The following is a 12,808-nucleotide window of genomic DNA, read 5'->3' on the forward strand; positions in this document are numbered from 1 at the left end:
AACCACGGGGTGGTTCGGTGCCCACCGCTGTTCGGATGACCCGGCCTGCTAGGTCGCACCGCCGGGGAACGGCACCGGGGCCGCGGCCGTGAGGTTGCGCCGCTCGTGCTCGAGGAGCCGGAGGCGGTACTCGGGACAGTTGCCCATCCCGCCGTCGGCGCGGATCACCCGGTGCACCGGGATGACGAACGGCACCGGCACGAGGGTGCACAACCGCCCCACCCGGCGGGCGTTGCGCGGCCGTCCCGCATCCACGCTGACCTGCCCGTAGGTCGAGGTCTCCCCGTACGGGATGTGCTGGATCTCGCGGTAGGCCTCGCGGGAGAACTCGTCGTGCACACCGGCGGCGGCCCAGTCCACCGGAACGGTGAACTCACGCAACCGGCCCGCACAGTAGGCCTCGAGCTGGTCCGCCACCCGGTCGAGGTGCTCAGCGGCCGCGCCGGGCTCGGACCTGTTCACCTCGTCGTCGTCGTCGGACGGTTCCACGGCCAGCCACGACGCGACGTCCCCGTCCACGCCACTCGGGTCCGGCCCCACCTGGTCCAGGCGCGCCAGGCCTTGAGGGGTGGCCTCGACGATCATCCGACCGGCGGCCGTGTCGAGTACCCGGACGGACCTATCGGCGGTCCCGCGGGGCGACGTCACGCCTCACACCACGCTCGGCCGGTCCGGGTTGGTCACATCGGCGTCGGCGGCGTCGAGGAGCTCGAACAGCGCGTCGGCGCCGTCGCGGGCGACCGCCGACATCTCGGCGGAGGTGATCGGGACGGCCTGCAGCCGGGTGAGCAGTGGCCCGGTCCCGTCCGGGCCGCCGGTCTCGTCGACCACCTGCAGGTCGGGCCACAGGAACGGCGGGGTGAGGACCAGGTGCTCGCAACGTCGGCCGGAGTCGACGAGCCCCACCGCGCCGGGGATCACCGCGCCCGGTGCCACGTGGATGGACCCGGTGGCGACGGCCAGGGCGCACGCGTCCAGGACGTCGGCCATGGCGCGGTGTCCGGTGCGGCCGACGGTGACGAACTCACTGCGGATCTGCCGACCGTCGGGCGTGGTGACGTTGGTGGGGAGCTCACGGGCGCCGACGGTGGCGTAGGTGGTGAACCCGGGCGCGGGGACGTTGTCGACGACGACGATGTCGCAGTGCCACTCCGTGGTCTGACCCTCCTCGTCGGCTTCCGTCTTGTGCGGGTAGCGCAGGACGCGGACCGACTCGGCCACGTCGAGGAGACCCTCGAGGCCGGAGAGGTCAGCCTTGTCCGGGCCCGGGACGGTGCTCGCGTCGCTCACGCCAGGTCACGCAACCGCGGCTCGAGGTCGGTCTTGAACAGGTCCAGGAACCGCTTCTGGTCGTGGCCCGGCGCGTGGAACACCAGGTGATTGAGGCCGGCGTCGACGTACTGCTTGACCTGCGCGACCGCGTCATCGGGGTCCGAGGCGACGATCCAGCGCTTGGCGACCTGCTCGATGGGCAGCTCGTCGGCCAGGCGCTCCATCTCGCGCGGCGAGTCCACCGAGTGCTTCTGCTCGGGCGTCAGCGAGAGCGGCGCCCAGAAGCGGCAGTTCTCCAGGGCCGCCGCCGGGTCGGGGTCGTAGCTGATCTTGATCTCGATCATCCGGTCGATCCGGGAGGAGTCACGGTCGTTGATTCCCGCGCCCTCCTCCACCGCCGGCAGGAGCTTGTCGGTGTAGAGCTCCATGCCCTTGCCCGAGGTGCAGATGAAGCCGTCGCCCACCCGGCCGGCGTACTTGGCCACCACGGGTCCACCGGCGGCGATGTAGACCGGCACGCCACCCTCGGGCACGTCGTAGAGGAACGCATCCTTGGTGGTGTAGAAATCGCCGTCGAAGTTGGTGGTCTCGCCGGTCCACAGCTCGCGCATGAGCCGGACCGACTCGCGCAGGCGGGCGAACCGCTCCTTGAACTCGGGCCACTGCCCCTGGTGGCCGGTGGCGATCTCGTTGAGCGCCTCGCCGGTGCCCACGCCGAGGAAGATGCGGTCCGGGTAGAGGCACGCCATGGTGGCGAAGGCCTGCGCGAGCACCGCCGGGTTGTAGCGGAACGTGGGGGTGAGCACGGAGGTGCCCAGCTGCAGGCGCTCGGTGCGCTCCCCCACGGCCGTCATCCACGCCAGGGAGAACGGGGCGTGGCCGCCGTCGTGGCGCCACGGCTGGAAGTGGTCCGAGACCGTGGCCGAGTCCATGCCCGCCTGCTCCGCCAGGACCGCGTATTCGACCAGGTCGCGCGGGCCGAACTGCTCGGCCGAGGCCTTGTAACCGAGCTTCAGGGCGGAGGTGGGGGGCATCGACGACTCCTCGTTGATTAAGTGAGCGACTTGACTGCCGCTGCGAGCGGGGCTGGGGCCGAGTATGCCAGTGGGCCCTATGAAGCCCGCGGAGTCGGTCGTGCTAGGCCCCGCAGGGGTGGTGACCTTGCGCAACACCGCTCAATCATGAAGAAACAACAACATTGGAACCAGTCCAGCCTGCTGCAGCGACCGCGACGGGCGGTGAAAGCCCCTGCCGAACACGACACTTACCGATTACGAGGGATTTACACCTTCCTTAATATAATGTAACACTTACATAGGTTCCTGAGATGAACTAGATGTCGAAGCGAGACCAGAACGCTGGCCCCCGATCGGCAACGCACCCCTCCCGGGCCGCAACGGTGGCCCCTTTCGGAAAGGTCGGCGCATGAACGCCAACGCACCCCTAGCAACCGACGTCCAGCAGGGCCGACGCCGTAAGCGCAAGGCGATACTCGCCGGCGGCCTGGTCCTGGGCCTCGGCGTCGCGGCGACTCTCGCCGCGTGGTCGGACGACGTGTTCGCCAACGGCACGTTCAACACCGGTTCGTTCGAGCTGCAGGCCGCACTGGATGGCGAGGACTTTCAGGACTACGACGGCCCGGGCGAAGACGGCTCGGCCACGTTGTCGTTCCAGCTCGAGGCGCTAAAGATGGCCCCCAGCCAGACGGTGTACGCTCCGCTCACCATCGGCACCGAGACCGGAACGTCACTCGACGGCGAGTTCACGCTGTCCGGCGTCACCTCCGCTGGTGACTACGCAGGCGTGCTGACCTACCAGATCTACTCGGGCGCAGACGCCCACGGCGATTCGTGCAACCCGACCGATGCCGCGGCCGGCCTGACCGCGTGGACCGGTGGCGCTAACGCCCCGGTGGACGCTGTCGCCGGCACCAACACCCCGCTGGTCGTCCTGGCTGATAATGACGACCCCTACCAGCACCTCTGCTTCGCCGTCACCATGGGCACGGCCGGGGGCGATGTCGCCGCCAACCAGGATGCTGTCGAAGCGGCCGCCACGGCGGGGACCGGTGCCGAGACCACCGTCCAGTGGGTCTTCAACGGCCAGTCCACTGACGAAGTCTGATTCCTCGCCAAATCCGTCACAGTTCTGAACCACACATGGGAGGACGAGCCGCCCATCAGCCGCTCCCGGTTCAGCCAGAACGTGACTATCCACCCGCTCTGAGCGGGGCGGCTGCTACCGCCCCGCTCAGAGCGTCCCCCCGCCGCATGAAAGGCCCCCAGTGTCCGACCTCGGTTCCAGCCCTCGGCCCACAACCAACCGTCGGCGCGTCCGCGCGCTCTTGGCCGGAGGCCTTGTACTCGGCGTCGGCGCTACCATGACTCTTGCTGCGTGGTCCGACGACATCTGGGTCAACGGCCAGTTCCGGGCTGGCCAGTTCAATGTCCAGGGGAGTCCGAGCACCACCACCACGCACACCTGGGGCGAGTACCGAACCCAGGCGGCAAGCGCACCTCTCGCGTTCTCGTCCGTGGTACCCACGATCGTCTCGCCGGGCACCAGCTACTACGCGCCGTTCAGTCTAGCAATAGACTCGACTAAGGCCGACTTCAACGGAAACGTCCAGATTTCTGAATACCTGGGGACGGGCGACCCGGCGCTTCGCTCCAAGCTCACGTGGAGCGCCACAGTGGTGAGTAGCCCCGTCAACTGCACGAACGAGACCGGTTACTCTGCCGGGACACCGCTTGTGCCCACCGCCCAGGGGCCGGCCACCGGAACGCTGCAACCATTATCTCCCGCCTCTGGCATTGTAACTCTCGACAAGGTGCTGAACACCACGGCCACCACGCCCAAGACAGTGTGCTTCAAAGTCACGGTGGCAGCCCAGGACCCTGCTGACGATCCATCGACCAATCCGTATGGCACTGCGCCTGCGGGCCTTGTCTGGCACTTCACCGCCACCTCTGTGTGAGCAACGGTCACGAGCAAGTAGCGCGCAGAGGGAGGGGCAGAATGGGCACACATGGTCAGAGGTGGCGCAGGACCCGTGTTCTCGCCGCGGTGGGTTTGGTTCTCGGCCTCGGAGCTGTCGCAACCCTCGCCACTTTCCAGGACGACACGTGGGTGAGAGGCCAGTTCGCCTCCATCCGCGGCGGTATCGAAGGCTCAATCGACTCGACAAACGGCCTTGACGGAACGTGGAACAACAACTTCACCTCCGGAAGTGCCGCAGTAATGACAGTGAATCCCACAGCCAACCTCCTCCCCGGCACGACCAGGTACGCCCGATTCGGTCTCCGCACCAGTTCCGGCGTGGTGAATCCCGCCACGGTCACCATGACCCAAGGTGTGGTGGCCCACAACACTGGGTCGAACGCGGCGATGTCGAACGCGGTTCGAATCCGTGCCTACACCTCGGCAAACCACTCATGCAATGACACGACCACGGGGCAAACCGGCGGTGTCACCTACCTCCTCGGCGGCGCCGGAGTCTATCGCGCACCCAACGCAGCACCAACCGGGACTCCGCTTACCCTTCCGGCGGGAACCGCAGGCGCCGCAGGAGCGGGTCGAACCGTGTGCTTCGAGTTCAGCCTCGCCAACGACGCGAGTTCTGACGCTGCGAACGGCGCCGACTTCTCAGTGACGTGGCCCTTCACTACCAACATCGGAACGTGACGATCATGACCGACACGACGCTAGGACCGCGACACGTTGTCGCTCCGGTCTCAACCCGCCCGCGCGTTGGCAAGTGGATCGGAGAGCGCCTGCTCGACTTGCTCGCACTCGGCGGGGTCATCTGCATCATCGCCGTCATAGTCGCTTTCACGTTCAACATCTCGCTGATCATGTTCAAGACCGGTTCGATGAGCCCGACCATCCCAACGGGTTCACTGGCAATCGTCCGCGCGATCCCGGCCTCGGAGGCACGGGTCGGTGACGTCCTGACCATCGATCGCGAAGGTCAACTCCCCGTCACTCACCGAGTCGTGTCTACGACTGGGGTCGGCGGCGAAGCGTACTTGATCGAGATGAAGGGTGATGCCAACGACAACAACGATCCCGTGCCCTATCTGATCACCCAGGCTCGGGTAATGGTGTTCTCAATCCCTGACCTCGGCTACTTGGTCTCCAGGGCATCCGATCCCCGGGTCATGGCAGGAATGACGGCCGCTATGACCCTGCTCGTCACCTGGTCCTTCTGGCCACGCAAGAAGAAGAACTGATGTCCGTCCGGCTTCGCTTCCGCTCCTTCGGTCTCGCCGCCCTGGCTGCCGTCACGGCCCTGTCCATGGTCACGGCTAGCACCGGGGCCGAACTCGTCGCACAGACTGAGGCCGCTTACACCGACAGCGAATTCGCTCGAGCGAACGTCGCGGCGAAGTGGCCGCTCGCTTTCACATCCGTGATCGCGGGGTCTGCGAAGTCGTCCACGGGGACGTCAACCGCGGGGTCCGATAATATGACCTACCAGTCACTCTCCCGGTGGGCGCAAGAAACCACTGGCAGTCCAACTTCACTCGAGACCTCCAGCGGCCGGCCAGCGTTCACCGTTACACGAGACTATCGTCTGCGCGGACCCGGAAACGTCACCGCGAGCCCGAATGCGCTCCCAAAGGACAACCAGTCCCTCGCGCTTCACAGTTGGTCCGCGGTACGAACCTTTCAGAATCCCGGGACGCAAACCAACCCGCAGAACAATTACTGCATGGTCATCAATGAATCCTTCGCTCCTGCAAGTAATGATTCGAGATGCGGACTGGGTAACTCGGTCGCGGCGGCGACCAACGACACAGCCGCTTATGGGTTCTCTGTCGACATCGTCGATACCTATCGCGCGTTTCTCAATGCAGCCGATATCAAGACCGGCGTCCGCTGCGGTCTAGACACCGCAGTAGCCGACCCTCCGACCGGGCGAGTGGACCTCGGCAGGGAGTTTGGCGGTTCGGATCCCTATCTTCGCTATACCAACACCGACTCACTTCGGACCATCTGGGCCAATGGCATCAGTCGCAATCCAGATGGATATTCCGCGTCCGAACTTCCTAATGGCCAACTATCGCCGCTGTATCGAATCGGAGTAGTCGGCTCCGAACTCCACGCCAAGGTAATGCCGATCATTACCCAGAAGACGGAAACTGACCCCCCCTACGCGATCTCAGAAGTAGCTGCCTACGTTGAGTATTACGACAATGACGCACTCAGCTCTTTGCGCGCCAAAATGTACTTCGTCCTCTCGCGCTCCGAATGTGGAGTTAAAGGCCCGACGCACGCCGCACTTCCCACCAAGCGCTCGGCGTTTCCCGAGGTAATGCCCGGCGGTAATGGAAACACCCGGTACACAGGGGGCAGCTATACCCCTGCTGCCGCACCCGCCGAACCCATGGCCTTCCGAGCTGGCTCTGACACCACAACCGTGACCTCCCCCCTGCCGGCAATCACCGTGACATCCCCACTCGAGAACTCCACCGCGTCCGAAATCACAACCTCGGCTCCGCCGGACCCCTCCGGTGCGGACGCGACCACGACCTCTGGAACGACCTCCGCCGCGACGACGAACGACACCACCACCCCGCCGGCGACGAAGACGGCCACCACCGCCCAGACCACCACCACGACGTCCGCATCCCCAACAACCGTCATCCCCTCCGACCCCGGCACCCTTTCGGCGTCCGCGGACACGACGACAGTAGGAACCGTCGAGGTGGACGGAGACGAACTCGACGTCGTCGTCAAGAGCGACACCGTCCCCGCCGACGCCCGCACCGCTCTGGCCGCGCTGGAGACCTGGATCAACGAGGGCGCCCGCCCGAGCGGCGACTGGAGGACGTTCACCTCGAGCGACCCGGACTCGGACGGGTGGCGGTGGGCCGCCGTCAACCAGGCGACCGGGACGATCGTCTATATCCGATGACACCCGTTCCGACACGCCGAAACGGACCGTGATATTCGCCACTCGCCGCAGGAAATGTAACGATTCGGCCACCGGCGACCATACTCTGGATGAAGCGGCGATCATGGCGGGCCAGCCCGTGCCGGAGCCCCCTCCTCCGGACCGGTCGCCGAGTAATGGCTTTCGGAGGAGCTATGCGGATTCGACACGCGGCCACCGCGCTGGTCGCCCTCGGTTCCGCTTCCGCCTGTGCGCTCAGCGCCACGTTGATCCTGCAGGACCGCGAGGACGATGCCCGCGAGTCTGCGCTACGAAGCTCGTCCTGGTCAGTGCAGGCCTCCACCGACTTCGGCACCACCTGGACCGCCCCCATCTCCACCTACGGCGGGCACCTCCCCGTCCGCGTGGACACCGCCGCGCTCCGCAACCGTTCCGCGTACCAGCCCCTGACCCTGCGGACGAGCGTCGATTCCCGCTCGGAGGCCCACGTGATGATCGGCAGGGGCGCGCTAGTGGAGGGCGACCCTTCGACCGCCGCCGACGTCCGGATCCGGGCCGTCACCACCAGCGGAGGCGCCTGCGCCGCGCCCACGTTCAGCAGCGGCACCCCCAGCATCCTGGCCGGTGACGCGACACTGCCGGAGCCGGTGGACGCCGCCACCGTCGACGAACCGCTGGTGTTGCCGGCCGCCACCCGCACCACCCCGGGAGCACCCGTCACCGTGTGCCTCGAGCTGAGCATGGACTCGGCGTCCCCGGCGCCCGACTCGGTGCTGATGCTCGCCTGGCCCATCGAGATCACCCGCGCGGACGCCGGAACCTGACACGCGCGGCCCGGTTCAGGAACCCTCCTGGATCGCCTCACGCCGTCGCGCGGCCATCCGGTACGCCTGCTCGTGCGCGGCCATGACCTTCCCCGGATCCGCGCCCTCGACGCGCGGCGGCGGCGACCGGGGTTCGTCGATGGCCGTGCGCACCGCCCATGTCAACGTGCCGGGGTCGCGGGGGTCGTACACCTCTCCCGAGTGCTCGTCCGGGTCGCAGCGGTCGAACCACTGCTCGCGGAGAAAGCCCACTGCCGGGAGCACGGGCGTCACCCCCAGGTCCCGGCACAGCTCCAGCCAGGTGGAATGCGTGGCGAAACGGTACGGCAGCACACACACGTCCAGGGCGGCGAACTCGGCGAGCACGGGCCCCAGGTCGCGGGCCTCGTAGCGGATCAACCGCACGGACTCCCACCCGCCCTCCGCCGCGAGCTCGGCGACCAGGTGGTGCCCGCCGCTCTCCCGGTCCTCACCGCACGCGTCACGCCACGCCTGCGCCTCCACCACGATCCGCAGGTGCGCGTTCCGCCGGCCGGTCGCCACCGGCGCCAGCAGGTCGAGGAGCTCGGGCCCCTCGATGTTCTCGCCCATCCGTTCCAGCAGCACACCCACGACGGTGTCCCCGGGTGCCCGGAGGTGCTTGGACGCGCGGATGGCCGACGAGATCTCGGCCTCGTCGAGCAGCCGGGGATGCGGAACCACCATCGCCTCCACGCCCCACCGCACCCACAGCTCCCGCGCCGCGACCTCGGTCAGGGTGAGTACCTGCACCGCCGCGCCGACCAGAGTTCCGGTGTACCCCCGGTGTGGCTCGGAGTCCTCGTGGGAGGGGTAGACGATGTCGTGCACGGTCAGCACCATCGGGACCCCGGCGTGGGACAGGTGCTCGATGACGTCCCGGGCGCTCTCCGGATCCAGGTAGTCGTAGCCGAAGTGCACGTGGGCCACGTCCACGTGATCGAGGTCGCGGTCGGGGGCCGGGCCGTCGCCCTTCACGTACGTGCCCGGGTGGGATTCACCGTTGACCACGCCCGGGCGCATCGGGACCATCTCGAGGCGGCCCGACGACGCCAGGCCCGTGATCCGGCGGACGGCCGGGTGCGCGGCGGGCAGCACCGCCACCCTCGTCCGGGACGCGCCGCCATGTGACCGCATAAAACTTAGTTTAGACCCCTACGCAAGTCCTCGATGAGGTCTCCGGCGAATTCCAGCCCCACCGAGAGTCGGACTACGTTGTCGGTGATACCCACCGCGGCGCGCGCCTCCGGCTCCATCGACGCATGGGTGGTGGTCGCCGGATGGGTCACCAGGGACTTGGCGTCACCGAGGTTGTTGGAGATGTCGATGACCCTCAGCGCGTTGAGGAGTGAGAAGCAGCGCTGCTTGCCCCGGTCCACCTCGTCGTCGTCGAACTTCAGGCCGAACGTCACGACCGACCCGCCGCCCGACATCTGCTCGGTGGCCAGGTCGTACTGCGGGTGCGAGGGCAGCATCGAGTACCGCACCCAGTCCACCGCGTCGTGCGACTCGAGGAACTGCGCCACCTCCAGCGCGTTGGCGGACATGCGCTCGACCCGCAGGCTCATGGTCTCCAGGCCCTTGAGCAGCACCCAGGCGTTGAACGCGCTCATGCCGAACCCGGCATGACGCATCAGGTTCTGCACGGGTCCGGAGATGTACTCCTCCGGCCCCAGCACGGCCCCGCCCAGGACGCGGCCCTGGCCGTCGATGTGCTTGGTGGTGGAGTAGACCACGATGTCCGCGCCCAGCTCGAGCGGCTTCTGGTGCAGGACGGTGGCGAAGACGTTGTCCACCACCACCTGCGCGCCGGCCGCGTGCGCCAGCTCGCAGACCGCGCGCACGTCCACCAGCTCCTGCATGGGGTTGGAGGGGGTCTCGAAGAACACGGCGTCGGTCGGCTCGCTGAGCGCCTCACGCCACTGGTCCAGGTCGGAGCCGTCCACGAACACCGTCTCCACGCCCCAGCGCGGCAGGATCTCGTTGCAGATCACGAAGCACGAGCCGAACAGCGCTCGGGAGGCCACCAGCCGGGAGCCGTTGCCCAGCAGCGCGGCCAGCGAGACGAACACCGCCGACATGCCGGAGCTGGTGGCGAAGCACGCCTCGGCGCCCTCGATCTGCCGCAGGCGCTCCTGGAACATCGCCACGGTCGGGTTGCCGTAGCGGGAGTACACGAACCGCTGGAGGTCCCTGTTGAACGACGCCTCGGCCGCCTCCGCCGACTCGTAGACGTAGCCGGAGTTGAGGAACATCGGCTCGGCGGTCTCCTCGAAACCGGTGCGCATCTGCCCGGCCCGCACCCCCAGGGTGTCGGGGTGGAGTCCGTCGGGGAGCTCGTTGTTTCTCATCCGCTGCTTTCTGAGTGTCGTCGGTGGTGCGGTGGCGGGCCGGGCCGGGTCAGGACTGTCGCCAGGGCAGCCCCGCGACCTTCCACCCGTTGACCGAACCGCGGTGGCCCGCCGCGTCCGGGTCGCCCTCGAATCCCTCGGCCACGTTGTAGGCGGGGCCCAGACCGGCGGCGGTGGCGGCGCTCGCGGCGGCGGCCGACCGGTGCCCGCTGCGGCACAGGAACAGGACCGGCGTGTCGGCGCCCACGCCCGCCTGGCCGAGCTGCTCCAGGAAGCGGTGGTTGGGCTCGCCCGCCGAGGTCATCCACTCGATTCCCACCGCGCGCCTGCCCAACTCCGACAGGTCGGCGCCGCCGACCCACTGCCACTCGGCGCTCGTGCGCACGTCCACCAGGACGGCGGAGGGGTCGGAGGCGAGCAGATCCCACGCCTGTCGCGGCACGAGGTCCCCGGCGTAATCGCTCATGGGCCCTGATTATGCTCCCCCTCGCACCAGTCCGCCCGGTCGAGGTCCGCCGGGCGCGCCCCCGTGCCATGATCGGGCCATGTCCCCCACCCCCTCCGCCGCCCCCGTCCGAGTGGCCGTCGTCGGTTCCGGACCGGCGGGCGTCTACGCCTGCGAGGCCCTCCTGGCGTGGGCTGACCAGCACGGCAGGGACATCGTCGTGGACTGCATCGACAAGCTGCCCGTGCCCTACGGCCTGCTGCGCCACGGGGTCGCCCCGGACCACCCTCGCATCAAGGGCATCGCCCGCACCCTGGAGTCGATCGTCACCGACCCGCGGATCCGCTTCCTCGGCAACGTCGAGTTCGGACGCGACCTCACCCTGGACGACGTCCCCCGGCTCTACCACGCCGTCATCCTGGCCACCGGCGCCCTCGCCGACCGCGAACTGGGCATCCCCGGCGAACACCTCGAGGGCTCCTTCGGGGCCGCACAGTTCGTCACCTGGTACGACGGCCACCCGGACGCCGACCGCAACTGGGCCCTGACCGCCGAACGCGCCGCCGTGGTGGGCGTGGGCAACGTCGCGCTCGACATCGCGCGGATGCTGGTGCGCACGCCCGAGCAGCTCGAGGCCACCGACATCCCCGAGCACGTCCGCGAGGGCTTCGGCACCAGCGCCACCCGCGTCGTCACCGTGACCGGCCGCCGCGGCCCGGCCTACGCCAAGTTCACCCCCCTGGAGCTGCGGGAGATGGACAAGGTGGAGGGTGTCACCATCGTGGTGGACCCGGCCGACCTGGAGTACGACGACGAGGCGCGCGACCACCTGGAACACGATCGCCGGGCCGGGCAGGTCTGCGATCAGCTGGCCAAGTGGGCGTCCGCGCAGGCGGAGGCGGGTCACGAGTCCGCCGACGCGGCCGAGGAGGCCGCGCTCGCCGCCGGCGGGCGCGTGGTGCGTTTCCGCTTCCACCGCAGTCCCGTCGAGATCCTCGGCCCCGACGGGTTCGTCACCGGCCTCCGGCTGGAGCGCACCGAGCCGGACGGGACCCGGGTGCGCCCCACCGGTGAGTTCGAGGAGCTCGCCGTCGACGCCGTCTACCGCGCTGTCGGATACCGCTCCGACGCGCTGGAGGGCGTGCCCTTCGACGACCGGACCGCCACCATCCCCAACGACGGCGGCCGGGTGCTCACCGAACCCGGCGGGGAGCCCGTGCAGGGGCTGTTCGTCGCCGGGTGGGTCAAGCGCGGGCCCACCGGCGTGATCGGCACCAACCGCCACTGCGCGGTGGACACGGTGCACGCCCTCACCGAGGACATCGAGGCCGGCACCCTTTTCGACCCCGCCGACACCGACCCGCAGGCCGTCCGCGACCTGCTCGCCGAGCGGGGCGTGTCCGTGATCGACGGCAGCGGATGGGCGGCGATCGACTCCCGCGAGCGTGCCCTGGGCCAGGAGGCGGGCCGCGAGCGCACCAAGCTCGGGGGGCGGGAGGAGATGCTCGTCGCGGCCCGCGTGCGCGCGGACTCCCCCGACACCGAGACCCCCTAGAGGCGGACCTCTGGCGTTCCGACGGTCACTCGCGGCCCGCCACGAGCCTGCCGATCTCCGACAGCGACACGGTCCCGCTGTCGAAGTAGGCCGAGTGCGCGCCCCGGGTCGACGCGGGTCCGGATCCCGGTTCGGTGACGTCCACCGTGAGCCCCCCGAACTCCTCCGTCCCCGGCCGCGCGCCCAGCACCCCGGTGGACGACCACCACGGCACCGGATCCCACCGCGAGGCCACGCCCACGACCTCCCGCTCCCCGGCCGGCCGCGCGGTCCCGCCCTCGTCGACCCACTGCTCCGCCACCGAGTCGACGGTCGCGCCGGGGCTGCCGACGTGGATCATCCGGTCCGCGGCCAGCCCGCGCGGGTCCGCCGCCGCCGCGCCCAGGACCGCCGAGCCGTAGCTGTAGCCCACCGCGGTGTGCGGGGAGTCCACGCCGTCCATGC

General features: G+C 68.7%; 15 protein-coding genes. 7 read left to right on the top strand and 8 right to left on the bottom strand.

The window, feature by feature from the left end; all coding sequences use genetic code 11:
* Positions 1-48 precede the first annotated feature (48 nt).
* The 3 genes from G6031_RS04985 to fgd are packed head-to-tail and all read right to left on the bottom strand — an operon-like array spanning position 49 to position 2,306.
* Positions 49-648, bottom strand: coding sequence for a methylated-DNA--[protein]-cysteine S-methyltransferase (locus G6031_RS04985; RefSeq protein WP_347238442.1), 600 nt, complete (start codon positions 646-648; stop codon positions 49-51).
* A 3-nt stretch (positions 649-651) separates the two neighbouring features.
* Positions 652-1,290 carry a suppressor of fused domain protein gene (locus G6031_RS04990; RefSeq protein WP_182652635.1) on the bottom strand — a complete coding sequence of 213 codons (639 nt, stop codon included), beginning with the start codon at positions 1,288-1,290 and terminating at the stop codon, positions 652-654.
* A complete protein-coding gene (gene fgd / locus G6031_RS04995) occupies positions 1,287-2,306 on the bottom strand; it encodes a glucose-6-phosphate dehydrogenase (coenzyme-F420) (protein ID WP_182639161.1) in 1,020 nt (339 codons plus the stop codon). Before fgd ends, G6031_RS04990 begins: the two co-directional genes overlap by 4 nt.
* 391 nt (positions 2,307-2,697) lie before the next feature.
* Between fgd and G6031_RS05000 the strand changes: the two genes are divergently transcribed.
* The 4 genes from G6031_RS05000 (at position 2,698) to G6031_RS05015 (ending at position 5,504) form a co-directional block, all read left to right on the top strand.
* Positions 2,698-3,396, top strand: a complete 699-nt coding sequence (locus G6031_RS05000) for a SipW-dependent-type signal peptide-containing protein (RefSeq protein ID WP_182652636.1) — start codon at positions 2,698-2,700, stop codon at positions 3,394-3,396.
* A gap of 160 nt (positions 3,397-3,556) precedes the next feature.
* Positions 3,557-4,249, top strand: a complete 693-nt coding sequence (locus G6031_RS05005) for a SipW-dependent-type signal peptide-containing protein (protein ID WP_347238443.1) — start codon at positions 3,557-3,559, stop codon at positions 4,247-4,249.
* Between the two features lie 89 nt (positions 4,250-4,338).
* Positions 4,339-4,956 carry a hypothetical protein gene (locus G6031_RS05010; protein WP_182652638.1) on the top strand — a complete coding sequence of 206 codons (618 nt, stop codon included), beginning with the start codon at positions 4,339-4,341 and terminating at the stop codon, positions 4,954-4,956.
* 5 nt (positions 4,957-4,961) lie between these two features.
* Positions 4,962-5,504, top strand: a complete 543-nt coding sequence (locus tag G6031_RS05015) for a signal peptidase I (protein ID WP_182652647.1) — start codon at positions 4,962-4,964, stop codon at positions 5,502-5,504.
* 1,126 nt (positions 5,505-6,630) lie between these two features.
* Here G6031_RS05015 and G6031_RS05020 read toward each other — a convergent pair.
* On the bottom strand, positions 6,631-6,960 hold the full coding sequence (locus tag G6031_RS05020) for a hypothetical protein (RefSeq protein ID WP_182652639.1): 330 nt from the start codon (positions 6,958-6,960) through the stop codon (positions 6,631-6,633).
* Between the two features lie 22 nt (positions 6,961-6,982).
* On the opposite strand from G6031_RS05020, the gene G6031_RS05025 reads away from it, so the two are divergent.
* Positions 6,983-7,192 (top strand): hypothetical protein, encoded by a 210-nt coding sequence (locus G6031_RS05025; protein ID WP_182652640.1) that lies wholly within the window; start codon positions 6,983-6,985, stop codon positions 7,190-7,192.
* 173 nt (positions 7,193-7,365) lie between these two features.
* Entirely contained in the window at positions 7,366-7,995 is a 630-nt protein-coding gene (locus G6031_RS05030) for a hypothetical protein (protein WP_182652641.1), read from the top strand.
* Positions 7,996-8,010: 15 nt separating this feature from the next.
* On the opposite strand, the gene G6031_RS05035 is transcribed toward G6031_RS05030, so the two are convergent.
* Genes G6031_RS05035 through G6031_RS05045 form a run of 3 tightly spaced genes read right to left on the bottom strand, consistent with a single transcriptional unit; the run spans position 8,011 to position 10,830 of the window.
* Complete coding sequence (locus tag G6031_RS05035; RefSeq protein ID WP_187702053.1) at positions 8,011-9,150, bottom strand: hypothetical protein; 1,140 nt, start codon at positions 9,148-9,150, stop codon at positions 8,011-8,013.
* A 5-nt stretch (positions 9,151-9,155) separates the two neighbouring features.
* Entirely contained in the window at positions 9,156-10,364 is a 1,209-nt protein-coding gene (locus G6031_RS05040; protein WP_182652642.1) for an O-succinylhomoserine sulfhydrylase, read from the bottom strand.
* Between the two features lie 49 nt (positions 10,365-10,413).
* Complete coding sequence (locus G6031_RS05045; RefSeq protein WP_182652643.1) at positions 10,414-10,830, bottom strand: rhodanese-like domain-containing protein; 417 nt, start codon at positions 10,828-10,830, stop codon at positions 10,414-10,416.
* A gap of 79 nt (positions 10,831-10,909) precedes the next feature.
* Here G6031_RS05045 and G6031_RS05050 point away from each other — a divergent pair, with 79 nt between their 5' ends.
* Complete coding sequence (locus G6031_RS05050; RefSeq protein WP_182652644.1) at positions 10,910-12,364, top strand: FAD-dependent oxidoreductase; 1,455 nt, start codon at positions 10,910-10,912, stop codon at positions 12,362-12,364.
* A gap of 25 nt (positions 12,365-12,389) precedes the next feature.
* Here G6031_RS05050 and G6031_RS05055 read toward each other — a convergent pair.
* Positions 12,390-12,808, bottom strand: a 419-nt coding sequence (locus G6031_RS05055; protein WP_241737198.1) for an alpha/beta hydrolase, incomplete at its 5' end; no start/stop codon positions are given.

The organism is Dietzia sp. CQ4, from assembly GCF_014145125.1.
GTDB classification, from domain to species: Bacteria; Actinomycetota; Actinomycetes; order Mycobacteriales; family Mycobacteriaceae; genus Dietzia; species Dietzia natronolimnaea.